Raw genomic sequence first — 22,279 nt, 5'->3', positions numbered from 1 at the left:
AGGAGACCAGCGATGACCCTTCCCCTGATCGACATCGTCCCGCGCATGCAGCGCATGGTGTCCCGGCCGGAGGCGATCCCGCCCGTCATGATGATCGCCGCGCTCTGCGGCCTCGTGGAGGGCCTCGCCCTGGCTGCGATGCTGCCGGCAATCAGCTCGCTCGCCACCGGGGAGCCGGTCTGGGGCCTTGGCATCGGCGGCTGGCTCGTGGTGTTCGCGATGCTGGCGGCGGTCAGCTTCGGCGTCAACTACTGGCAGAACCAGCGCAGCTACGGCGTCGCCCTCGACTTCCTCAACAGCATCCACCACCTGATCGGCGACCAGGTCTCCCGGCAGCCGCTGGGCTGGTTCGGGCGTCCCCTCGCCGGCCGCCTGTCGCGCATGGTCTCGACCGAGCTGATGCAGGCCGGCGAGATCTACGCCCACATGTTCGGCCCGATGGTCTCCCGTGTCTCGGCCGCGGTCGTTGTCGTCGTCGCAGCCTGGTTCTGGAACCCGCTGCTGGGGCTGATCCTGACGGTCTCGGCTCCTGTGTTCGCGGTCATCACGCTGATCTCCACCGCGTTCATGCGCCGCGGCCGCGCCGCCCACGAGCCGGAGGAGGTGAACCTGGCCAACCGCATCGTCGAGTTCGCGCAATGCCAGGGCGCCCTGCGATCATGCGGCCGCGGCGACGACTTCGCCCCGCTGAGCGACGCCCTCGAACGCACCTTCCGGGCGAAGACGCGGGCGCAGTGGATCGAGTCGGTCGGGATGCTGCTCAGCGGCATCGTGACCCAGGGGGTCATCGTCGCCCTGATCAGCGTCACGGGTACGTTGGCAGTCACAGGATCCCTGCAGCCGATCCCAGCGCTGGCCTTCATCGGCCTCGCGCTCCGGTTCACCTCCACGCTGTCGACCATCACGGACAGCGCGATGAGCCTCGAGTCGCGGCGCCCCCTGCTCGACGCGATCGACGAGGTCCTCACGGCCCAGCCGCTGCCGGAGCCGACGGAGCCCGCGCCGCTCCCCGAGCCGGGCACCGTCGAGTTCGAGGACGTCACCTTCGCGTACGCGGCCGACGCCGGTCCGGTCCTGACCAACGTGTCGTTGACCGTGCCCGCCGGGTCCATGGTCGCGCTCGCCGGGCCGTCGGGCAGCGGCAAGACCACGATCGCCCGCCTGGTCAGCCGCTTCTACGACGCCGACTCCGGGGTCGTTCGCGTCGGCGGCCTGCCGGTGACCGAGCAGACGACTGAGCAACTGATGGGACAGCTGTCGATGGTGTTCCAGGACGTCTACCTCTTCGACGACACGCTGGAGGCCAACGTGGCGGTCGGCAGGGAGGGCGCGAGCCGCAACGAGATCCGCGAGGCGGCCGAGCTGGCCGGTGTCACCGAGATCGCCGAGCGGCTGTCCGACGGCTGGGAGACGCAGGTCGGTGAAGGCGGCCACGCCTTGTCGGGCGGGGAGCGGCAGCGCGTCGCCATCGCCCGCGCGCTGCTGAAGCGGTCGCCGATCGTGCTGCTCGACGAGGCCACCTCGGCCCTCGATGTCGAGAACGAGGCGAACGTCGTCGCGGCCATCGAGCGGCTCCGCACGCAGGCGACGGTCCTGATCATCGCGCACCGCCTCGACACGATCGCCGCCGCGGACCAGATCGTCGCCCTCGACGACGACGGCGGGGTGGAGGCGCAGGGCACCCACGAGGAGCTGCTGGCCGCGGGCGGCACCTACGCCCGATTCTGGGACCGTCTGCACCGGGCGCAGGGATGGAAGCTCACGGCCGCCGGGACGAGCGGGGACCACGTAGATTGAGCACCATGCAGGAATCGGCCGTAGCGCCGCAGGGGCGTATCCTCGCCCGCGGCAGGAAGGTGGGGCGCAAGCCGGCCTTCACGGCGGCCGACGCCGTGGCCGCGGCGATCGCGGAGGGAGTCGACCGCTTCACGCTGGCCGCCGTCGCCACCCGGCTCGGGGTCGTCACCCCCGCGATCTACCGCGTCTTCCCGTCCCGCGACGACCTCGTGGTCGCCTGCCTGGACACGGCCGGCGCGTCCCTCGCCCGCCCGCAGCCGGGGATGTCCTGGCGCGAAGCCCTTCTTCTTTGGGCCGACGAGTGCTGGCGCCTCTGCGAGGAGTACCCGGGTCTGAGCAGGCTCGTCTACTCCTATCCCGCTGCGCCTACCCGCATCGAGCCGGTCCTTCACGCCTATACTGCGCATCTCGGCGCACAGGGAAAGACCCCGCGTCAGGCGATGTTCGCCTTGGACTTCATCGGCGACACCGTCTTTGCGTCGCATCTCGGCGTCGAGTCCATGCGAACGGTGCGCGACGACGGCAGGACCGGCCTGGCCACGGTTCGCGACGCCGTCGGCGCAGACGCGCTCCTCCAGCCGGAGGAGTCGTGGACCGGCCGCACGGTACTAGACGTGAAGATCGCGTTCATCCTCGACGGCCTGTCCCACAGCTGGCCCGAGTTCTGATTCGGCGCGCACGCCCCGAGCAGCCTGAGCGGCGACGTCGCCCTCGGGCGACGTCGGTCCGGTCAATCCTCCGTGCGCTGGTCGCTGTCCACGTAGTTACCCTCGGGGTCCTCGGGGAGGCGACCGGGTTCCTCACCGGCCTTGCCGTAGTCGCCCTCTACATAGCTCCCACGGACGCCGCCCGGCTTTCCGCCTTCATCCCCGGCGCTTCCGTAATCCCCTTCAACAAACTGTCCCTCGACGTCGTCTACGCGGCGCCCGGGAGCCTCTCCGGCTTTCCCATAGTCACCTTCCACATAGCGTCCGCGCTCGACATTTGCGCTATCTCCGGACATTGGCTCACTGCCTTCCGTGCTGGATTCGGGGTCGTTCCCCTTGCCAGTCTAGTGTCGCGCGTCGGAGGGAGGTTGATGGGTTCTGGTGTTCCAGTGGATGGGCCGCAAGGCCGACGAGCGAAGGAGCACTTGGTCGTCCGTCGAGCGAGGAGAACGCAGCGAGGCGCCGCTGGAGCACCGGAAATCGCAGCGAGCTTCCGACGCAGGGCACTAGAGGTTTGTCGCTCCTCAGGCCTGGGATAGGGAGCGGCGGTGTGCGGAGTGCCAGACGAGGCGGAGGAGTGAGGCGATGCGGTGCCATCGTCGATCGACGACAACGAAGCATGGTGCCCGCACGGCGTCGCGAGCCCAGGACTGAGGAGCGACAGGCCACTAGGTTCACCCGTCGGGCTGGGACAGGGGAAGCGACCCGACATCCGATGGGCGTGCCCTCCTCGACCACGGCGCCGCCCTTCATGACGATCACGTGAGCGCCGAAGCGGTAACGTTTCCTGGACCACTCGATCGATGAGGAAAGAGGACTCATGCCCGCTCCGAAGCTGCTTCTCGTCGGGATCGACGGCCTCCGGATCGATCGCGCGTTCGGCACCGGGCTCGCACCGCACCTCGACGCGCTCGCGGCGTCGGGCCATCTCATCCGTTCAGAGGTTGAAGGACCGACGGTCTCGGGTCCCAGCTGGGGGACGATCCTGACCGGCGCGACCCATGCCGAGCACGGCATCGACGACAACGACATGCACGGGCATCGGCTGGCGGCCCATCCCGACTTCCTGACCCGCGCCTGGCAGCAGGATCCGACGACCACCACCTATGCCGCCGCGGGCTGGCCGAACCTGACAGGCCCGGAGGGTCTCGGACCGATCGTTCGTGAGCGCCCCGAGCAGATCGCCGACGGCGTGCACTCGATGATCAGCCTCGACGGCGAGGGCGTCGGATACCGCGTGATCGACCCTGAGATCGCCGCGCACGCCCGGGCCACGCTCGCGGACTTCGGACCCGATGTCTCGTTCGTCTACTTCTGCGAGACCGACGACGCCGGGCACGACTTCGGCGTCTTCACCCCCGAGTACGACGAGGCGGTGACCAACAGCGACCGCCACCTCGGCTATCTGCTGGAGGCTGTCGACGCACGTGTGGAGCGCGGTGAGGCGTGGATCGTCGCCGTGACTACGGACCACGGTCACGTCGACGCGGGTGGCCATGGCGGCGACTCGCCTGAGGAAACGCAGACGTTCCTGTTGGTGTCCGCACGGGGCGGCACCTTGCCGACGGCGCCGGTCCGGCTGGCGCCGCGCGAGTTCGCCACCTGGCTCCTCGGTCTGCGAACCAGTTCCCGGTAGCAGCAGCCCTACTCGGAGCCCGGCCGCATGGATGGTCGTGTGCTCCTGGTCCGGTCACGCCGAGCGACGCGGAAGCCATCGGATGCGACGCGGTTCATCAACAAAAGTTGACAGCTTCTTCTCATCAACTAAAGTTGATGGCATGGTCGAGGACATCCCCATCCCACCCGCCGACAAGCCCGAGGAGGCGTTCGCGGCCGTCGTGGCCCTGCGCAGGCTCGCCTCCTCGCTCGAGCGGTCCGCCGTCGACAGCGCCCTCAGCCAGGGCTGGACGTGGGTACAGATCGGGCAGGCCATCGGCCTGACCGCGCAGGCAGCACACAAGCGCCTCGCTCCCTCAAAACGCTCACCACTCATCGAGGAGAAACGATGAACATCATCCACGACATCCGGACCATCAACGCCTTGCTCACCGAGGCCGAACGACAGGCGCTCTCCTTGGGAGACAGCGCTCCCGGGGCCGAGCATCTCGTGCTCGCCGCCCTCATGCTCGACGAGGGCTCGGCGCGTGACCTGCTGGGCATCAACGACACGCGGTTTCGAGACGCACTCGTGGCAACGCACGCGGCGGCACTCGAGAAGGTCGGCATCTCGGTACCGGCGGAAGGCCTGTCCCCCGCACCGGCGAAACCGGGCGTCTATCGAAGCGAAGCCTCCGCGCAAGAGGTCTTCCAGCGCGCGAAGGTCCTTGCGAAGCAGGACCGAGGCGGACTGAAGGGAGCACACATCATCCGGGCCGCCGCCGAGCGCGAGCACGGTACCGTCGCCCGCGTGCTGAAGCACCTGGGCATCGATCGCGAGTTCCTCCGGTAGGGACACTTCTCCCATCCGAGGCCGCGCCTAGAAACAGACATAGGTGTCGGTTTTTGGTACGGTTCTCGCAGACCCACGAAGGAGGCAGCTCGATGGAGAGCACCACGAAGAACCGCCAACCCATCCCGGTGCTCCGGACACTGATCGAGCGCGCCTACGGCGCCCAGCAGGTTCCCGAAGGGGATGACTTCGCGCACGAGATCACCGAGGGCTGGTTCAACGTCGCCTACCGGATCGTGCTACGCGACGGCACGCAGGTGGTGCTCAAGATCGCCCCTCCGGCCGACGTCACAGTACTCACCCGGGAGGTCGGGATGATGCGCGCCGAGCTCGAGGCGATGCGGCTGGTGTCGACCCAGACATCGGTCCCTGTGCCCCGGGTCGACCACGTCGACCTCTCCCACGACATCGTCGACGCCGACCTGTTCTTCATGGAGTACATCGATGCCGACAACTTCGGGTTCGCGGCGGCGGACGGCCGGCTGAGTCCGGAGGTGGTCTCGGCGGGCAACCGCGAGCTGGGTGCGCTCAACCGCGAGATCAACACCGTCGTCGGACCCCACTTCGGTGCCCTGCTCGGCGAGGGTTTCCCGACGTGGCGCGAGGCGTTCACGGCGATGGTCGAGGACACCCTCGTCGACGGCGAGCGCGTCGAGGTCGACCTGGGCTGGGAACCCGACCAGATCCGCGCGGTCCTCGCCGACAACGCAGAAACGCTTGATGAGGTCGCCGTTCCCCAGCTGGTGGAGGTGGACCTGTGGACGAAGAACTCGATGATCCGCGACGGGCGGATCGTCGCGATCCTCGACCACGAGCGCGCCATCTACGGCGATCCGCTGATGGAGGCCGGGCTGACGGGCCTCGACATGCCGGCGTTCGGCGACCCCACCGACTTCATGGCGGGGTTCGGGCTCGCCGACCTGACGCCCGCTCAGCGCACGCGTCGGCGCCTGTACTCGCTCTACCTGGCCGTCATCATGACCGTCGAGACCCGGTACCGCGGACACACGGACACCGAGGTCTACGACTTCGGCCGGCGGGAACTCGACGCACTGATGGCCGCCTTCGGCCGCGACCGCTGACCCGACGGTGAGCACTCGCGTCCAGCACGACCGCGCCGAGGATCTCGCCTCGCGCCCGATCGGGCGGCTCCTGTGGTGGACGTGCTCCCAGACGACGCTGTCGGTCGGCGTCTACGGCATCTACGCGCTCACCAACGCGTGGTTCGTGGCACGCGGCGTCGGCGAGACGGCCCTCGCCGCCGTCAACCTCGGCGCGCCCCTGCTCCTGCTCCTGGGCGCGGTGTCCACCACGGTGGGCGTGGGCGGCGCCTCGCTGGTATCGCGGAGCCTCGGCGCCCGCCGGCCCGATCTTGCCGGGCGCGCCGCGGGCACGTCGTTCGCCATCTTCTGGATCACGGCGGTCATGGTGACAACCATCGGGCTGGTGTTCCTCGACCCCCTGTTGCGGCTGGTCGGCGCCACCGCCGAGACCCTTCCCTACGCGCGGCCGTACGCGACGGTGATCATCGCCGGGGCCATCTTCTCCACCGGCTTCTCCTCCCTTGTCCGCGCGGAGGGCAGGCTCCTCTTCTCGACGATGCTGTGGGTCGTGCCCGTGATCGTCCAGGTCTCGCTCGATCCGCTGCTGATCTTCGGGCTCGACATGGGCGTCGTCGGGGCTGGCCTCGGAACGGTGGGCGGCCAGGCCGTCTCTGCCGTGATGGCCGTCTGGTTCTTCTTCATCCAGCGCCGCCGCCCCTACCGGATCCGGGCGCGACAGCTCCTCCCCCACGGACCGACGGCGCGGGAGGTCGTCGCCGTCGGGGCACCGTCGTTCCTCGCGGGGTTCGGGGCGACGCTGCTCGCCGTGCTGGTCAACACGACCCTTGCCGTGGCGGGTGCGGCGGTGATCGCGGCCTACGCCGTGTGCGCCCGGGTCCAGACGTTCGTCTCCATGCCGCAGATCGGCATCACCCAAGGTGCCCAGCCGATCATCAGCTTCAACGCGGGCAGGCGCCAGTTCGGCCGCGTCCGCCGCACCCGGGTGCTCGCGTTGGGAGCCACCATCGCCTATGGCGCGGTGGCCGCTGGCACGGTCTCGCTGGCGGCCCGCCCGATCGCGAGCGCGTTCCTCGCGGACCCGGACGCCGTCACGTTTGCGGCCGGTGCGCTGCGGATCATCGCCGTCGGCTTCGTCTTCTCCGGGATCCCGCCCCTGGTCTCGGCCTACTTCCAGGCGCTGGGGAGCCCGGCGCCGTCGTACCTGATCTCGGCGGGAACACTGCTGTTGATCAAGGTGCCGCTCGTTCTTCTGCTCGGCGCGCGCGGTCCGTCGGGTATCTGGATCGCGCTGCCCGTGGGCGAGGCGCTGGCGGCCGCCGCCGCGCTCGTCATCCTGCGTCGGGGCGCCTCCATCGCCGGTTTGGGGCGGGAATGAACGCCGACGAGCGCTGGGATGCGACGCGTCCGTCGCGGAGGTATCCGAAGGGGGATCGGCGCCGCGCGGAGATCGTTCGGGCGGCGTTCGGGGCCTTCGCGAACGGAGGGTATCGCGGGTCGAGCATGGTCCAGATCGCCGAGGCCTGCGGCGTGTCACGGGCGGGTCTCCTCCACCATTTCCCGTCGAAGGACCTGCTGCTGGCCGCGGTCCTTGAGGAGCGCGACCGGATCAACGGCGAGCTGTTCTTCGCAGGAATGGCGCCCCGTACGGCCGGGGTCGACTACTTCCGCCGGCTCATCCGCGTGGTCGAGCACAACACCGCCCAGCGCGAGATCGTGAGCCTCTTTGCCACGCTTTCCACCGAGGCCACCGACCCCGACCACCCCGCCCACGCCTACTTCTCCAACCGCTACCGCTGGCTGCGCGCCGACATCGCCGACGCCCTGACGGACCTGGCCGACCGGGGGCTCCTGCGGGCCGACGTCCGTGCCGACGGCCTCGACGCGGACCTCATCGCCCTCATCGACGGCCTACAGATCCAGTGGTTGATCGACGCGCAGAGCGTCGACGTCCCCGCCCGCCTCCGTCGTCGCCTCGGGGAGCTCCTGACACCGGCCTCACAGGAACACCCGGTACCGTGGTTCGACGATTGCCCTGAGCTCGACAACCCAAGGACGCCTTCCCCATGAAAACGCCCACCCGCCTGCTCCTCTCCCTCGGCCTCAGCGCCGGCCTGATCCTGACGGGCTGCTCGACCCCCGAGAAGGCGCCTTCGGCCCAGGGGTCCGGCTCCGTCGAGGACGGCGCGGCGACGGGCGGCTCCTGCGCCGCCACCGGCACCGCACCGTCCGCGCCCGCCGTCGACGAGGCCGCCTCGCAGAAGGCGATCGACGCGGTGACCATCGACGGGGACGCCGCAGCGGCGCCGTCGGTCTCCTTCGACGCATCCCAGCCGATCACCTCTGAGGTCGTCCGGATCACCGATCAGGGAAGCGGAGATACCCTTGCAGAGGGTCAGCTCATGACCTTCAACTACCTCGTCTGCGACTTCGCCACGGGCGAGAAGCTGCACTCCACCTGGGGTGCCACCACCGACGACGCGAAGCCGGAGACCCTCGTCCTGACGGCCACCACGTTCGGCCCGACGGTGAGCGCCTCCCTGCAGAACGCGAAGGTCGGCACCCGGCTGCTCTGGGGCCAGCCCGGCCTCAGCGCCGAGCAGAGCCCCACCGGCGAGGCCACGAACCCTTACCTGTTCGTCCTCTCCGTTACGGGCACCCAGACCATCCCGTCTGCCGCCTCAGGCACCGAGGTGAAGCCGACCGACAAGTCGCTCCCCGCCATCGCGATCACGGACGGCAAGCCGACGGTGACCATCCCGTCGTCCTTCGAAGAGCCGAAGGAGCTCGTCGTCCAGCCGTTGATCGAGGGCACGGGTCCCGTCGTCGAGACGGGCCAGACGCTGATGGTGAAGTACACCGGATGGCTGACCGACGGCACCCAGTTCGACTCCTCATGGGACCGTGAGGCTCCCCAGAATGTGCTCAACTTCCAGGTCGGCGCCGGCGGCGTCATCCAGGGCTGGGACCAGGGTCTCGTCGGACAGAAGGTCGGCAGCCGGGTGCTGCTGGTGATCCCCGCCGATCTGGCCTACGGCGAGACCGACCGCGACAACATCCCCGCGAACTCCACCCTGATCTTCGTCGTCGATATCCTGACGGCCTCCTGAGACAGAACCGGGACCTTCGTCTGCCAGGCTGGGCGCGAGGAGGTGCCGAGCATGGACGCAACGCGGGGCCGGTCGCGGAGGATCGGATGGATCCCGGGCCTGCGGGCCCGCACGGCCATCGCGATGGTCGTCGCGGTGACCGCCGCCTGCGCGGCGCTCACCGTAGCCACGACACAGTGGGCAACGACGTCGCATCGCGAGCGTATGGAAAGGCAGGTCCTCAACCTGGTCGAGAACGACGTGGGCTGGCTGTTCGCGGGACTCGCCGAGGACTCCTCGGCCCGCACACTCGATGAACTCGCAGCAACCAGCTGGGGCGCTGACCGAGGCAAAGAGGAGTTCAGCAACCAGGCGATCTTGATTCCCCTGGCGAGCCAGGGTGACGAGCCGCGGCCCGAACAGGCACTCTGGTGGCTACTCGTCAACACGGAACGGCCGCTGCAAGAGACACACCCAGAGTGCCTGGCCCCCCGGGGGCGGGCCGGACCTCTGATAGGTGGCTCCTCGCAGTTCTGGGCCGAGGAGTGCGGCCCCTTCCTCATCGCCTACGCGATGGCCCAGCCCGAACAAGGCACGCCCTGGCTCGTCAAGCGCATCCTCTATCTGCCTGACCAGGAAGACCCCGTGCCGCCGCTGCGCACAACACTCCTGCAGCGGTCCGCGGTAATCGTCGCGGTGTCGATACTGCTGGCCCTCCTACTGGCCGCCAGTGTTGTCCGTCCGGTGAGAAGGGCCGCCGTCATGGCCGGTGCGGTCGCAGACGGGAACCTTTCCGTGCGGATCCCGGTGCGCGGCAATGACGACGTGACGCAGATGTCTCGCGCGGTCAACACCATGGCCGACCGGCTCACCGGCCAGATCGCCGACCTCGAACGCGCCAACGAGGCGCAGCGGCGCTTCGTCTCCGATGTCGCCCACGAGCTGCGCACCCCCGCCGCCGCGCTGCTGGCCTCGGCCGAGGCCCTGCAGGATCCGGGCACGCGCGACGAAGCCGCCGCGCTGGTCGCTCCACAGCTCCGCCGTCTGGCGGCACTCACAGCGGACCTGCTCGAGATCAGCCGGATGGACGCCGGGCGGGCCGAAACCGTCGCCAGCAGGATCGACGTCGTTGACCTGATCTCCGAGGCCATCGGGGGCGCGGAGTCCGAGATCGCCTACGACGGCCCCGCCGAGTTGTGGACCAGCACCGACCCGGTGCGGCTGCGGGTGGTCGTCGGCAACCTCGTGGCCAACGCCGTCCAGCACGGCGCGCCGCCCGTCACCGTGAGCCTCACCCGCGGTGACTCCTGGATGGCCGTCGATGTTCACGACGCGGGGCCAGGCGTCCCGCTCGACCTCAGGGAACACATCTTCGACCGCTTCGTCCGCGGCGACGCGTCGCGGCACGGATCGTCGTCGGGACTCGGTCTGGCGATCGCGGTAGAGAACGCGCGACTGCTCGACGGCGCCCTCACGCTCGAGGACGACGGCGCGACCTTCCGCCTGACGCTGCCCGCCGAGGATTCCCGGGCGGTGACGACATGAGCGCGATCCTGCTGGTGGAGGACGACCGCGGGGTGGCCGAGGCGCTGCGCCTCGCGCTGACCTCGCTGGGACACAGGATCGAGTGGGCGGCCGACGGCGAGGCCGGGCTGGCCGCGGCGGCCCGGCATCCGTTCGATGTGATGCTGCTGGACGTGATGATGCCCGGCATCGACGGTTTCGAGACCGCGCGCCGGATGCGGGCAGCATCGCTGCTGCCGATTATCATGCTGACCGCGCGGTCGGACCCGATGGACATCGTCGCGGGGTTGGAATGCGGAGCCGACGACTACGTCACCAAGCCGGTCGAGCCCCGCGTGCTGGACGCGCGGATCAAGTCGCTGCTTCGCCGCGCCGCGCCGGGCGGCACGGAGGCGTCCCTGGTCTTCGGCGCGTTGGCCATCAACCGGGCCGCCATGACCGTGACCCGCGCCGGAGTCCCGGTGGCACTCACCCCGACGGAACTGCGGCTCCTCTTGGAGCTGGCCGACCACGCCGGCCAGGTGCTGAGCCGTCACCAACTGCTGCAGCGGGTGTGGGACTACGGATATGCCGGGGACTCCCGGCTCGTCGACGCCGTCGTGCAGCGGCTCCGCGCAAAAGTGGAGCCGACCCCGTCGAAGCCGATGCTGATCCGCACCGTCCGCGGGGTCGGCTACCGCCTCGACCGACCCTGAGCGACAGGTCACCGCCCGCCGGGAGCACCTCCGCCGCCGGGGCCGCCGCCCATGCCTCCCGGGCCGCCCATCATCTGGTTGGTCAGTTCCGTGACCTGCTCACCGTTGACGGTGACGGTGGCACCGTTCAGGGTGCCGGTGCCGTCGAAGTCAAACGGCGATTGCGCGGTGATGTCGAGCGTGCCGCCGGAGATGGTGAGGTCGCCGTTGCTGTCGATGGCATCGGTGTCGCCCTGGCCCATGGCGATCGTGAGGCTCCCGCCGTTGATCGTGATGCTGAGGCCATCCGTGATGATCTCGGACGCCGACGCGTTGATGCCGTCGTCGGAGGCGTTGAGGGTGATCTGGCCGTCGTCGATCACGATCACCGGCGCCTCGATCCCCTCGACCGACTCCGCGATGTCGATGGTCCCGCCGGAGATCCAGAGGGTCTGCTCGGCCTTGATCGCGTCGTCGCCGGTGGAGATGGTGATGTCGCCGCCCGTGATGGCGAGTTGCCCCTTGCCCAGGTCGGTGTCGTTGCTGGACTTCATGCCGTCGCCCGTGGCGTCGATCGTGAGCGTACCGCCGCTGACGGTCAGCGAGTCCTTGCCGCGGATGCCGTCGTCGGCGCTGGTGACGGTGATAGTGCCTGACTCGATCCACAGGTCGTCCTTGCCGACAATGCCGTCGGCGAACGCCGCCGTGACGTTCAGCGTGCCGCCGCCGGTGATCACCAGGTCGTCGGAGGAGTAGATCGCGCCGTCGATCTCCTCGTCAGCGCGCGTGCCGGCATCGGAGACGGTGTTGGTCGAGCCGTCGGCGAGTTCCAGGACCGTTGTCTGGGCGTTGTCGATCTGGATGGCGGCGCCGACGGTGCTGGCGATCGTCGCACCGTCGAGGACGATCCGCACATCGCCGTCGACGTCAACGGTCACCTGCCCGCTGGACGTCCCGGTGAGGACGTACGTGCCAGCCTCCGTGATGGCGAGGCCGTCGTCGGTCAGGGTCACGTCCGTCGTGGGCAGGCTGCTCCAGTCGATCTCGGGGCTCGCGGAAAGCTCCAACGACGACGACGCCTGGGCCGACGAGGTGTCGACGTTCCCGGTTGTGCTCCCGGTACCGGCGGCGGTCTGGCTTGAGGTGCCTTGCCCCGATGTCGTCCCGGCGGCGGTGCAGCCCGCGAACAGCAGTACCGAGGCGAGGGCGCCGGCGGTGATCTTGGTGATTCGTCTCATCTTCTTTTCCTCTCATCAGCCTCTCGACTGTGAGACGAGTCAACCGATCGGTCCTGTGCGATCCCTGTGTGGCTCTTGTGCAGCCCGCATGAGCGTGAAACGGCTGTGCCGCCAACCGTGGAGTTACACGGATGGCGGCACAGCCGGCGTTGCTCTCCCAGAGGGACTACTGGCGGTAGCTGGTGTCGCCCACCGTCAGCACGGTCCACTTGCCGTTCTTGTAGACCAGCTTGCTGACGGCCACGTTCGAGATTGCGGTCTTCATGTCAACACCCAGGCCATCGAGAACACAGGTGATCGACAGCCCGCTCGAGACCACGAGAACGCGCTTGTCGCGCTCCTTCACGGCCTTCTTGGCGATCTTGTTCAGCGAAGGCATCATCCGCTTGTTCACGTCGGCGGTGCCCATCGTCCTCGGTGGAGCCATCCTGCGCGCCGGGAACACGCAGCTCACCGACCGGATCTCGGCGGGCGTCGCGGAGGTCTCCCCGGGAAGCAGGCTGGTGATCCCCGCAACGGCCCCGATCACCGGTGCCGCCCTGCGCTCCCTCGAGCGCGCCGGCGCCGCGCCTGCGGCGCTGGCCCGCGCGACCGCCTCTCTCATCCGGGCACGCTCCTAAACCTCGATCCACCGATCTGCGCCTACTACGCGGGCCCCATCCGGGAACACTGGCTTCGCCCTGACCGCTCAACAGACGTGTCCGGTATGCCTTCGCGTCCAGCGCTTGCCCGTGCACCTGTCTGGTGCCGCTCGCTACGGCGCCCACCGGTGGATCGAGGCTCAGCCGTCGCGGATAGTCTCACCTGCGCAGGAGATCCGCGATGGCCGAGTCGATCATCGGCCACGCGAACTCGTAGCCCGCGCCCTCCAGCTTGGCGGGGACGCAACGGCGGCCGGTGAGCGCGAGGGCCGGGTCCGTGCCCATCAGCCAGGCGCCGGCCCTCGCGGCCTGCGTGGGCGTGGGCAGGGCCGGCGGACGACGAAGCGCGCGTCGCAGCGCGGCCATGAGGTCACGGTTAGGCGCCGGAGCCGGGCTCGTGACGTGGACGACATCGCTGATGCCAGGCGTATCGATGATGTGGCAGACAGCTCCGAGGAAGTCATCGATGTGGATCCAGCTGATCCACTGCCTGCCGCTGGCGATCCGGCCGCCCAGCCCTAGCCTCGTGAGCGTGACCAGCCGGTCCAGCGCCGGGGTACCGACGTCCAGCACGATGCCGGTCCGCAGGACGACGACGCGGTCGGCGGCAACGCCGTCCGCCGCCCGCTCCCAGGCCTCCGCAACGCCGGTCATCTGCGGCAATGGACGCACCGGCGACGCCGACTCGTCGAGGATGAGGTCGCCTGCGTCGCCATAGACGGCCAGCGAGCTCATCTGGAGCCACAGCGGCGCGGTCCAGCCGTTCTCGGCTACGGCCCGCTTCAGCGCGAGGGTCGCGTCGACCCTCGAGCTCCGCAGCATTTTGATGTTCGCACTCGTGGGACGCCGGTCCACCAGCTGGCCGGCGAGGTTGACGACGATGGCGCCCTCCAGCTCGGCCGCCCACGGCCCGACGGTGCGGGCGTCCCACGCCACGGGCCGCCCATGCCGGACTCGAGACGGATCCCTGGTGAGCACGACAACCCCTCCGCCGTCCGCCTCCAACCGCCGGGCCAGGCGCTGACCGAGGGATCCCGAGCCGCCCGCGATCACGTATTTCATCGCGTGCTCCGCGCCGACTTCCGGATCGCGCTCTTCACTTGGGAGCGCAGCGCCTGCTTCACCACGGGGTTGAGGCCGACGACCAGGTCGGCCGCGACGCAGAGGGGGCGCAGCACCTCGAACACGTCGCTGGACGACCCGCTCCCCTCGTACAACTCGACGCCGATGAACGCGGCCGCGAGCAGCCGGGCCAACGCGTCGGCCTCGATGAGCCCTTTGAGCGGGCTGCGCTCGACCAACGGATCGAGAGCCGCCCGGAGAGCGCCGATCCATAGCTGGAGCGACTCCCGCGCGACGCCCGCCAGCTCGGGATGCTGCTGCGCCCCGGCCAGCACCTGGGCCAGCACGGCGACGTTTCCGAGGTCTCGCTCCTGCTCGTGGATGCGACGGCCGACGTCCAGCAGTTCCGTTACTGAGCCGGCGCGGGCGAAGTCGTCCTGATGGTTGTCCACCCGGGCCCTCGTGTTCGCAAGACAGGCTGCGGCGATCAGCTCGTTGACCGTGCCGAAGTGGTAGAAGACCAGTGCCTGGTTCACGCCCGCCGCCTCCGCGATCACACGGGCCGAAGCCCCGGCATACCCGTGCTCGCGCAGCACCACGATGGCCCCGGCCATCAACTGTCGACGGGTCGCATCGGCCCTGTCCGCCTTACTCGCCATCAGGTCTCCCATCTTCTTGAGCAATCGCTCAATATCAGTCTATCGGTAATTTGAGCAATCGCTCAACTATTTGGTTGTCCGGTCTGAGGGGTTGCCAAGAGCCACCTGCCGTGCAACCCTGGGGTTAGTCAAAGCGGTCCAACCACGCGCCGACTTTGGCCCCTCACGAAGGGAGTTGCCATGGCGCGTGGGATCGAGACCACATCCACGGTGACGGAGCGCGAACAGCGCACCCATGAACTATTCGCACGACTGGCCGACACGACAGACCCGGTCGCCCGTCAAGAGATCGTCGAGGCCATCGCCGAGACCAACCTTCCCCTCAGCGACGCTCTGGCTCATCGCTACGCGCGGCACGGCACCGATCCCGACGACCTGCAGCAGGTCGCCCGCGTCGGTCTCCTCCTGGCGATCGAGCGGTTCCGGCCCGGCGAGGGCAGGGCGTTCGTCAAGTTCGCCGTCCCCACCATCACCGGCGAGTTGAAGCGATACTTCCGCGACTGCTGCTGGGTCGTCCGCCCGCCGCGCACCATTCAGGAGTTGCGCCCACAGGTGGAGGAGGCGCGCGCCGAGCTGGCTCAGGAGATGGGCCACGATCCCAGCGACACCGAGGTCGCGGCCCATCTGAAGGCGCATCCCACGCTTGTGCGGGCCTGCTTCGACACCGCGACGAGTTACCGCCCCATTTCCCTGGACGTCCCTGTCCACCATGACTCGTGGGTCTGCCTGGGCGACGCGCTCCCCTCCAAGGAGACGGGTATCAGCGATGTCGTGGAAAGGGTGGATCTCCGGACGGCGCTGGCGACCCTCTCGCCGCGGGAGCGCCGCATCGTGACCTGGTGCTTCGCCGACGACCTGACCCAGGTCCAGATCGGGGAACGGCTGGGCATCTCACAGATGCAGGTCTCCCGCATCCTGCGTCGCGCACTGGACCGCCTCCGCGCGCCCCTGACCGACGAAGCCCTGCAGGCTGCGTGACCACCCGCAATGCGGCGAGGCACTGGGGCGGTGGCCGTAGCGAGCAGCGTCCTGGTGCGTCGTATGCACGGCGCAGGAGGAACACGCTAGTCGGCCCTCCCGTCGACGAGTGCAACGAAGCAGACGGCGTGCCAGGGCGCTGCGCAGTAGGCCATCTTCCGCTTTCGCAACAGGTCCTAGGCCTCTTCAGGCTCGAGTCCGGTCTCTATCACGAGCCGGGCAAGGTCCCGGACCTTTACGTTGCGCCGCTGGCTCGCCCGTCGGAGCCGCTCGAAGGCGACGGCGGGGAGGATGTGGTGCCGCTCCACCAGGATTCCCGTCGCTTGGCCGACGAGACGGTGGCTCTCCACCGCAACCCGCAGGTTGGCCACACGGTCGGAGGTCTCCTGTTCCACGGACAACCGCTGAACGGCGGCCGCGAAACCGACCGCAAGGAGGTCCGCCGCGATCATCTCGTCGACGTTGATGCGGCGCGGACGCGGAACTGCACCCACGCCCTGCACTGCACACCGGGCGTGGGCGGGACGAAAAGGATGCCGGGCCGCAAGGAAACGGTGTCGGGGCTCGGTGCTCCACCGAGCCCCACCCTCACCGGCAGCGGCAGGGAATCGACGCTCGCCAACTCCGTGGTGTTGAACCAGTGGCTCGCCTCGCCGTCGCCGAGTTGAATGGTGCATTCGCCGTCGAACAGCAGTCCGAACCCGTGTTCGGCGATCCCGATCAGGTCGGCGAGATCGTCGGTAACCGCGAAGGCGTTGCTCACGTCCGCCGCGGCGGCGCGGCGCGTCTGCGCCTCGCGCTCCCGCGTGATGTCACGCACTACGCGCAGGTGTGTCGTCCCGAGAGACGCGTGGTGGATCGCCGTGCCGCTCGAGTGGACCCATATCCGGTCGCGGTCCCGGCCGTAGAACACGAACTCCCGCTCGAAACGACCCCGATCTGGACCTGCTCGTAGAAACGCCGAATGTCCCGGAGAGCCTCCGCGTCCTCCTCCTCGGTCGGCCACCACGGGTAGGGAGGCCGAAACGGTCCTTCCTCAAGGCGGTAACCGAAAGGTCCGCGAAGGCCTGATTCATCTCGATGACGAGCCCTTCGGAGTCGAAGATGATCATCCGTCGCGGATCGACTCCATCACTGCGCGGCGCCACTCAGCGTCGATGACGTGGACGCGCGCCTCTTCCTCCGACACGGTGGAAGGGGGACAAGTGTCGGCTGCTCCGACGCGGGACCAGACGACACCGGCTGGGCGCGAGAAGAGAAATGAGGGGTGCCAGACCGCTGTGCCATGGAGATCCTTCCAGAGCGAGAAGACCTCGCCAGTACGGCAACGGTTGCCTTCCCCAAGTATGCCCCAACTTCATCGCGCTGCTCCTCGCTCCGCAGGGCCACTCCCAGCCGGAGCCCGCGGACCGCGTTTCAACCGAGCAGTTATCGGTTACATGACTACACACATGCGCCCTCGCGGGCCAACGAAAGGAGCAGGTATGTCCGAGACTGTCGAGAACGTGCGAGAGCAGGTTCAGAGTGCCGGATAGCCCGACGCAGCTCACACGCAGGTCCTGGAAGCACATTCTCAAGAGGACGCTGCGCGAGTTCGTAGCGGACGAGTGCACCGACGCGGCCGCCGGTCTCACCTACTACGCCATCCTGGCCCTGTTCCCCGCGCTCATCGCCACCTTCTCCCTCGTGGGCCTCGTCGGTCGACGGGAGGAGGTGGCCAACGAGATCCTCCGTTTGATCGAAGAGATCGCGCCAGGCGACACGGCGACTGCCCTGCGGGAGCCCATAGCGCAGCTCGCCCAGGCTCCAGGAGCCGGCCTTGCCCTGGTCGGCGGCATCCTCGTCGCGTTGTGGTCTGCCTCCGGGTATGTCGCGGCGTTCACCCGGGTCATGAACCGGATCTATGAGGTGCCGGAGGGTCGCCCCTTCTGGAAGCTGCGGCCCATGCAGCTCCTCGTCACGCTCCTGTCCGTCGCCGCGCTGGCGGTGACGGTGCTGACACTGGTGCTCTCAGGCCCGGTCGTCCAGGTGCTCGGGGACGCCATCGGCGCTGGCTCGGTTGCCCTAACCACCTGGAGCTACCTCAAGTGGCCGCTGCTCGTCTTCGTGGTCATGCTCCTCGTGGCGGTGCTGTACTACGCGACCCCCAACGTGAAACAGCCAGCGTTCCGATGGGTGAGCCCCGGCGCACTCCTTGCGATCGTCGCCCTCGCCGTCGCAAGCCTTGGCTTCGGCCTCTACGTTGCGCTCTTCTCGAGCTACGACCGCACGTATGGCTCGCTGGCCGGCGTCGTCGTGTTCCTCCTCTGGGTGTGGATCGGCAACCTCGCGCTCCTCTTCGGTGCCGAGTTCGACGCCGAGATCGAGCGGGGCCGGGAACTTCAGGAGGGGCGGCCCGCGGAGAAGGACATCCAGCTGCCGCCGCGCGACACGCGCGTCGCGGAGAAGGATCGGCGCGCGAAGCAGGAGTTGATCAGCGAGGCCCGCGATATCCGCAGGGACGCGGATCGGGATGGCTGACTGCCGGGGACGGCGGCAACCGACTACTCGGGAGAGGAGCGACGGCGGCTTCGTCTACCGCGTGAGGGGCCGTCGGATCCGCAGGAGGGCCGAGATCGACCGCATCGCGGCCCTCGCCGTCCCGCCAGCCTGGACCGACGTTCAGATCGCCGAGACGGGCGGCACGTCCCGCCCCGGAAGTAAGACGAAGAGGGCGGCCGACCATTCCCGCAGCGTGGTCGGCCACCCGGTGGGACCTCGGACTACCAGCCCATCGGGCCGTTGGTGCTGCGGCGGTTGCGCTCGGCGTCCTCGCGGGCCTCACGGTCCGCGGGCTCGTCGGTCTCGGCCTCCAACTCCTGCCTGGCTCCCTCGGCTTCCACGCGCTCGTCGTCGGTCATGTCTCCCCACTCTCGCTTGACCTTGCCAGCGAACTCGTTGGCAGCGGTGTCACTCGGCGGGGCATCCTCATAGGGATCCGTGGTCACGTCGGGCTCCTTCGTTAGGTGATCTTCCGCTTCCGTACCAGGCCCTAGAAGACCGGCCGGCCGCCGGTCACACCGACGACGGCACCGGAGACGTAGGAAGCCTCCAGCGGCGAGGCGAGGAACACGAAGGCTCCCGCCAGCTCAGAAGGCTGACCGGCGCGGCCCAGCGGAGTGTTCTCCCCGAAGCCCGGCATGTCCTCGCCCTCCTTGGTTGCGGGCTGCAGCGGGGTCCAGATCGGACCAGGCGCGACGGCGTTGACCCGGATGCCTCGCGGACCCAGCTCGTCCGCGAGGTTCACGCTGAAGTTGTTGATCGCCGCCTTTGTCGCCGCGTAGTCGATCAGTGAGGCGGAGGGCTCGTAGGCCTGGATCGAGCTGACGTTGATGATGCTTGCCCCTTGCTCATGTACTTCAGGGCCTGCTGCGTGATCCAGATCAGGGCGTAGAGGTTGGTACGGAACACCTGGTCCATCTCCTCGGTGGTGACGTCCTCCAGCCCGTTGGGCCGGCGGGCCCACTGGAAGCCCGCGTTGTTCACCAGGACGTCGAGCCCACCCAGCTGAGCCGCGGCGTCGTCGACGACCTGCCGACACGTGGCCTCGTCGCGGATGTCGCCGGGAAGCAGGATGCAGGAACGCTGCTCGCGCTCCACCCACTCCGCGACATTCTCCGCGTCCGACTGTTCCTCGGGAAGGTAGCTGATGGCGACGTCGGCGCCCTCCCTGGCGAAGGCGATCGCGACGGCGCGGCCGATACCGGAGTCGCCGCCGGTGATGAGGGCCCTGAGGCCCTCAAGGCGGCCGCGGCCGATCCATGTCCCCTCGCCATGGTCGGGCACCGGGGTCATCTCGGACGTGAGGCCAGGCGGCTGCTGCTCCTGTTCGGGGAAGCCGCCGTCTCTCGTCGCCAGTTCCTCCGCGGCCTCGTTGATCGCTTCGTGCTGCGCTTTCTGTTCGTTCATGGTCATGTCCCTACCCAGGAACCCGGCTACCTACACAAGGTTCCGGGTTTGGACAGTCAGGGCAACGATTACAGCGACCATTGCCACCGAAGGACGACCAGACGGGACCGATCCCCCTCCCCGACCGGCGCGCCGCCGACCATCGACCCCCGCGGACATGGCTCAGCAGGGGAGCCGGTTGACGAGTTCGACCGAAACCCGGCTCTCGGACACCGATCACTCGTTGAAGGCCGGCCCGCTGTCACGGATGGCCCGCGAGGCTCCCAGACCGGACTCCGCGCGTGCCTTCTTCGCCAGATCCTCATAGGGCTCGCGGATCCGGACGCAGCGAAACCGCAGGCGCGAAAAGGCGGCGGAGCGTAATGCTCCGCCGCCCGTCCCCGTTGGGGGCCTACGAGTAGCGTCCTGGGTCCAACAGGAACTGCTCCTCGCAGTGCTCTGAGCAGAAGAAGTACTCCTCGTCGTTGTAGTGCTGAACCGGAGCCTTCTGCGGATCCACGGCCATCTTGCAGACCGGACACTGTGTCGGGTTGGGCATGTCGCTCTCCTCTCGTTGACGGTCGATCTCTCTATCTGTGCAATACCCAGATCCTGATCCGCCAAACCTCGCCGGGCAACGATTCACCGCCACTACGCTCAGCGGCGGCGTCGCCCTCGCGCGCGGGTTCCCGCGCCGAGCATCCCCAGGCTGCGCGACACGCGGTAATCGATCCGATCGTCGAGGTAGGAGCGCAGCTTCGGGTTGTCGGGCACGTTGTCCCACACCTCGCCGGTGATGTGCGCCGTCGCCTGGTTCAGACGTTCGCGGCGAGCAGCCAGGTCGCTCGCGCGCAGTTCGTACCGCAGCCCCCGCAAGGTCGCTACGCACATCAGAAGAAGGATCACGCTGAACGGCAGGGCGGTCGCGAGCGAGGCAGCCTGCAGCGACCCGAGGCCGCCGGCTGCGAGAAGCGCGATCGCCATCCCACCCTCCAGCGCTGACCAGAGCACCCGCGACCATGTCGGCGGGTTCGGATGCCCGCCCGAGGCGAGCATGTCGACGACGAGAGAGCCGGAGTCGGACGATGTGATGAAGAAGATCGCGATCAGGATGATCGCCAGTACCGAGAACATGCCGCCGAGGGGCAGGTCGCCGAGAATCCGGAACAGCACCCCCTCAAGGTGGATCTCCCCGTCGTCGACGAGATCACCTGCGCCGAACAGCTGGCGGTAGAGGCCGGATCCCCCCATGACGGAGAACCAGACGAATCCCACGAGGGAAGGGACGAGCAGGACGCCGGCGATGAACTCTCGCACCGTTCGCCCCCGGGAGATGCGGGCGATGAAGACGCCGACGAACGGCGCCCACGCGATCCACCAGCCCCAGTAGAAGATCGTCCAGTCGGCGAACCACCTGTGCCCGGTCTCGCCATGGTAGGTCCCGATGTCGAAGGTCATGTTCAGCACGTTGCCGAGATAGGTCCCGAGCGACTCGACGAAGTTCTCCAGCAGGAACAGCGTCGGCCCCAGCAGCAGCATGCTGATCATGACGAACCCGGCGAGGGACAAGTTGATGTTGGAGAGCCACTTGATGCCGGCGCCGATGCCGCTCACCACCGACAGCGTCGCGAGGAAGGTGATCACGACGATCAGGACGACGAGCAGGGTCAGGTCCGCCTGATCGACGACCCCGATCGCCTCCAAGCCCGCGGCGATCTGCTGCACACCGAGGCCGAGCGACGTCGCGATGCCGAAGTAGGGTCCCGAAGATCGCGAGTACATCGATGAGGTCGCCGATCCAGCCCTTGACCCGGTCGCCGAGGATCGGCTCGAGCGCCCACCGAATCGATACCGGCCGGCCCCGACGGTGGATCGCGTAGGCGAGCGCAAGCCCGATCACCGCGTGGATCGCCCAGGGATGCAGTCCCCAGTGGATGAAAGCCTGCGCCATCGCGAGCCCGGCCATCTCCTCCTGCCCTCCGGACCAGCCCGGCTTGGGCGCAACGGTCGCATAGATCAGCGGCTCCCCACACCGTAGAAGACCATGCCGATGCCCATTCCCGCGGCGAACAGCATCGAGAACCAGGAGAGCAGCCCGAACTCCGGCGCCTCGTCGTCGCGACCCAGCCGGATGGTGCCGAGCCGCGAGAACCCGACGAACAACACGAAGGCGACGAACCCACCGATCAGCAGGACGTAGTACCAGCCGAGGTTCGCGACGATCCAGGACTGCACGCCGCCGAACACCTCGGCGGTCCGATCCGGAAGCGCGATGGCGACGGCGCCCACGCCGATGATCACGGCGAGGGCCGGCCAGAACACCGCAGGCGCCACACCTCCCCGTCCGAGACGAACGCCTTGTCTGCGCAGCTTCGCGGTGATCTCGCCGTCGGTGTCGTCCTCGGCTATGTGCATCTCGGTCGGCACGGCCGTCATCCCGTTCGCCACCGTTTCGGGCTCGTCGATGAGGGCC

General features: G+C 68.5%; 23 protein-coding genes and 3 pseudogenes. 14 read left to right on the top strand and 12 right to left on the bottom strand.

Features of this window, described 5'->3' with window-relative positions:
* Positions 1-12: 12 nt before the first annotated feature.
* The gene (locus IPJ61_RS13505; RefSeq protein WP_297108407.1) at positions 13-1,797 is read left to right on the top strand and encodes an ABC transporter ATP-binding protein; all 1,785 of its coding nucleotides are present in this window, start codon (positions 13-15) and stop codon (positions 1,795-1,797) included.
* Positions 1,798-1,802: 5 nt separating this feature from the next.
* A complete protein-coding gene (locus IPJ61_RS13500) occupies positions 1,803-2,465 on the top strand; it encodes a TetR/AcrR family transcriptional regulator (RefSeq protein ID WP_297108404.1) in 663 nt (220 codons plus the stop codon).
* Positions 2,466-2,527: 62 nt separating this feature from the next.
* Here IPJ61_RS13500 and IPJ61_RS13495 read toward each other — a convergent pair whose 3' ends face one another.
* On the bottom strand, positions 2,528-2,800 hold the full coding sequence (locus IPJ61_RS13495) for a hypothetical protein (protein WP_297108401.1): 273 nt from the start codon (positions 2,798-2,800) through the stop codon (positions 2,528-2,530).
* Between the two features lie 524 nt (positions 2,801-3,324).
* On the opposite strand from IPJ61_RS13495, the gene IPJ61_RS13490 reads away from it, so the two are divergent.
* From IPJ61_RS13490 to IPJ61_RS13450, 9 genes are all read left to right on the top strand, one after another.
* Entirely contained in the window at positions 3,325-4,140 is an 816-nt protein-coding gene (locus IPJ61_RS13490) for an alkaline phosphatase family protein (RefSeq protein WP_297108398.1), read from the top strand.
* 142 nt (positions 4,141-4,282) lie between these two features.
* Complete coding sequence (locus tag IPJ61_RS13485) at positions 4,283-4,513, top strand: hypothetical protein (RefSeq protein WP_297108395.1); 231 nt, start codon at positions 4,283-4,285, stop codon at positions 4,511-4,513.
* The gene (locus IPJ61_RS13480) at positions 4,510-4,953 is read left to right on the top strand and encodes a Clp protease N-terminal domain-containing protein (protein WP_297108392.1); all 444 of its coding nucleotides are present in this window, start codon (positions 4,510-4,512) and stop codon (positions 4,951-4,953) included. The genes IPJ61_RS13485 and IPJ61_RS13480 overlap by 4 nt, the downstream gene beginning before the upstream one ends.
* A 92-nt stretch (positions 4,954-5,045) precedes the next feature.
* Positions 5,046-6,035, top strand: coding sequence for a phosphotransferase family protein (locus IPJ61_RS13475; protein ID WP_297108390.1), 990 nt, complete (start codon positions 5,046-5,048; stop codon positions 6,033-6,035).
* 7 nt (positions 6,036-6,042) lie between these two features.
* The gene (locus IPJ61_RS13470; protein ID WP_297108388.1) at positions 6,043-7,392 is read left to right on the top strand and encodes an MATE family efflux transporter; all 1,350 of its coding nucleotides are present in this window, start codon (positions 6,043-6,045) and stop codon (positions 7,390-7,392) included.
* A complete protein-coding gene (locus IPJ61_RS13465) occupies positions 7,389-8,084 on the top strand; it encodes a TetR/AcrR family transcriptional regulator (RefSeq protein WP_297108385.1) in 696 nt (231 codons plus the stop codon). Before IPJ61_RS13470 ends, IPJ61_RS13465 begins: the two co-directional genes overlap by 4 nt.
* Positions 8,081-9,124 (top strand): FKBP-type peptidyl-prolyl cis-trans isomerase, encoded by a 1,044-nt coding sequence (locus tag IPJ61_RS13460; RefSeq protein ID WP_297108382.1) that lies wholly within the window; start codon positions 8,081-8,083, stop codon positions 9,122-9,124. The genes IPJ61_RS13465 and IPJ61_RS13460 overlap by 4 nt, the downstream gene beginning before the upstream one ends.
* A gap of 51 nt (positions 9,125-9,175) precedes the next feature.
* Positions 9,176-10,648: a sensor histidine kinase gene (locus IPJ61_RS13455; RefSeq protein WP_297108379.1), complete on the top strand. Its 1,473-nt coding sequence runs from the start codon at positions 9,176-9,178 to the stop codon at positions 10,646-10,648.
* Positions 10,645-11,322, top strand: coding sequence for a response regulator transcription factor (locus IPJ61_RS13450; RefSeq protein WP_297108376.1), 678 nt, complete (start codon positions 10,645-10,647; stop codon positions 11,320-11,322). Before IPJ61_RS13455 ends, IPJ61_RS13450 begins: the two co-directional genes overlap by 4 nt.
* An 8-nt stretch (positions 11,323-11,330) precedes the next feature.
* Here the strand turns inward: IPJ61_RS13450 and IPJ61_RS13445 are convergent, their stop codons facing one another.
* The 4 genes from IPJ61_RS13445 to IPJ61_RS13430 all read right to left on the bottom strand — a co-directional run bounded on the left by IPJ61_RS13445 (position 11,331) and on the right by IPJ61_RS13430 (position 14,901).
* Positions 11,331-12,539: a carbohydrate-binding domain-containing protein gene (locus IPJ61_RS13445; RefSeq protein WP_297108373.1), complete on the bottom strand. Its 1,209-nt coding sequence runs from the start codon at positions 12,537-12,539 to the stop codon at positions 11,331-11,333.
* A 166-nt stretch (positions 12,540-12,705) separates the two neighbouring features.
* Positions 12,706-13,143, bottom strand: a complete 438-nt coding sequence (locus tag IPJ61_RS13440) for a histidine phosphatase family protein (protein ID WP_297108370.1) — start codon at positions 13,141-13,143, stop codon at positions 12,706-12,708.
* A 196-nt stretch (positions 13,144-13,339) separates the two neighbouring features.
* Positions 13,340-14,242: an epimerase gene (locus IPJ61_RS13435; protein ID WP_297108367.1), complete on the bottom strand. Its 903-nt coding sequence runs from the start codon at positions 14,240-14,242 to the stop codon at positions 13,340-13,342.
* A complete protein-coding gene (locus tag IPJ61_RS13430) occupies positions 14,239-14,901 on the bottom strand; it encodes a TetR/AcrR family transcriptional regulator (RefSeq protein WP_297108364.1) in 663 nt (220 codons plus the stop codon). The genes IPJ61_RS13435 and IPJ61_RS13430 overlap by 4 nt, the downstream gene beginning before the upstream one ends.
* Positions 14,902-15,081: 180 nt before the next feature.
* On the opposite strand from IPJ61_RS13430, the gene IPJ61_RS13425 reads away from it, so the two are divergent.
* Positions 15,082-15,879 (top strand): sigma-70 family RNA polymerase sigma factor, encoded by a 798-nt coding sequence (locus IPJ61_RS13425; RefSeq protein WP_297108361.1) that lies wholly within the window; start codon positions 15,082-15,084, stop codon positions 15,877-15,879.
* 176 nt (positions 15,880-16,055) lie between these two features.
* On the opposite strand, the gene IPJ61_RS13420 is transcribed toward IPJ61_RS13425, so the two are convergent.
* Both IPJ61_RS13420 and IPJ61_RS13415 read right to left on the bottom strand, forming a co-directional pair.
* Positions 16,056-16,331 carry an ANTAR domain-containing protein gene (locus IPJ61_RS13420; RefSeq protein ID WP_297108358.1) on the bottom strand — a complete coding sequence of 92 codons (276 nt, stop codon included), beginning with the start codon at positions 16,329-16,331 and terminating at the stop codon, positions 16,056-16,058.
* Positions 16,328-16,699: a hypothetical protein gene (locus IPJ61_RS13415; RefSeq protein WP_297108354.1), complete on the bottom strand. Its 372-nt coding sequence runs from the start codon at positions 16,697-16,699 to the stop codon at positions 16,328-16,330. The genes IPJ61_RS13420 and IPJ61_RS13415 overlap by 4 nt, the downstream gene beginning before the upstream one ends.
* A gap of 704 nt (positions 16,700-17,403) precedes the next feature.
* Between IPJ61_RS13415 and IPJ61_RS13410 the strand changes: the two genes are divergently transcribed.
* Positions 17,404-18,399, top strand: coding sequence for a YihY/virulence factor BrkB family protein (locus IPJ61_RS13410; RefSeq protein ID WP_297108350.1), 996 nt, complete (start codon positions 17,404-17,406; stop codon positions 18,397-18,399).
* Positions 18,392-18,541 (top strand): annotated as a pseudogene (locus tag IPJ61_RS22245) (hypothetical protein); the annotation flags it as partial. The gene IPJ61_RS13410 and the pseudogene IPJ61_RS22245, both read left to right, overlap by 8 nt.
* Positions 18,542-18,641: 100 nt before the next feature.
* On the opposite strand, the gene IPJ61_RS13405 reads toward IPJ61_RS22245, so the two are convergent.
* From IPJ61_RS13405 to IPJ61_RS13385, 5 genes and pseudogenes are all read right to left on the bottom strand, one after another.
* The gene (locus IPJ61_RS13405) at positions 18,642-18,866 is read right to left on the bottom strand and encodes a CsbD family protein (protein WP_297108348.1); all 225 of its coding nucleotides are present in this window, start codon (positions 18,864-18,866) and stop codon (positions 18,642-18,644) included.
* A 44-nt stretch (positions 18,867-18,910) separates the two neighbouring features.
* Positions 18,911-19,713 (bottom strand): annotated as a pseudogene (locus tag IPJ61_RS13400) (SDR family oxidoreductase).
* Positions 19,714-20,218: 505 nt separating this feature from the next.
* Positions 20,219-20,365 carry a YHS domain-containing protein gene (locus IPJ61_RS13395; RefSeq protein ID WP_297108345.1) on the bottom strand — a complete coding sequence of 49 codons (147 nt, stop codon included), beginning with the start codon at positions 20,363-20,365 and terminating at the stop codon, positions 20,219-20,221.
* 98 nt (positions 20,366-20,463) lie between these two features.
* Positions 20,464-21,588, bottom strand: a complete 1,125-nt coding sequence (locus IPJ61_RS13390) for a BCCT family transporter (RefSeq protein WP_297108342.1) — start codon at positions 21,586-21,588, stop codon at positions 20,464-20,466.
* A 37-nt stretch (positions 21,589-21,625) separates the two neighbouring features.
* Positions 21,626-22,221, bottom strand: a pseudogene (locus IPJ61_RS13385) (BCCT family transporter); the annotation flags it as partial.
* Between the last annotated feature and the right edge of the window lie 58 nt (positions 22,222-22,279).

Source organism: Tessaracoccus sp. (assembly GCF_016714275.1).
Taxonomy (GTDB): domain Bacteria; phylum Actinomycetota; class Actinomycetes; order Propionibacteriales; family Propionibacteriaceae; genus Arachnia.
The sequence above is the reverse complement of the archived record's forward strand: the minus strand, read 5'-3'. Positions and strand labels throughout refer to the sequence as shown.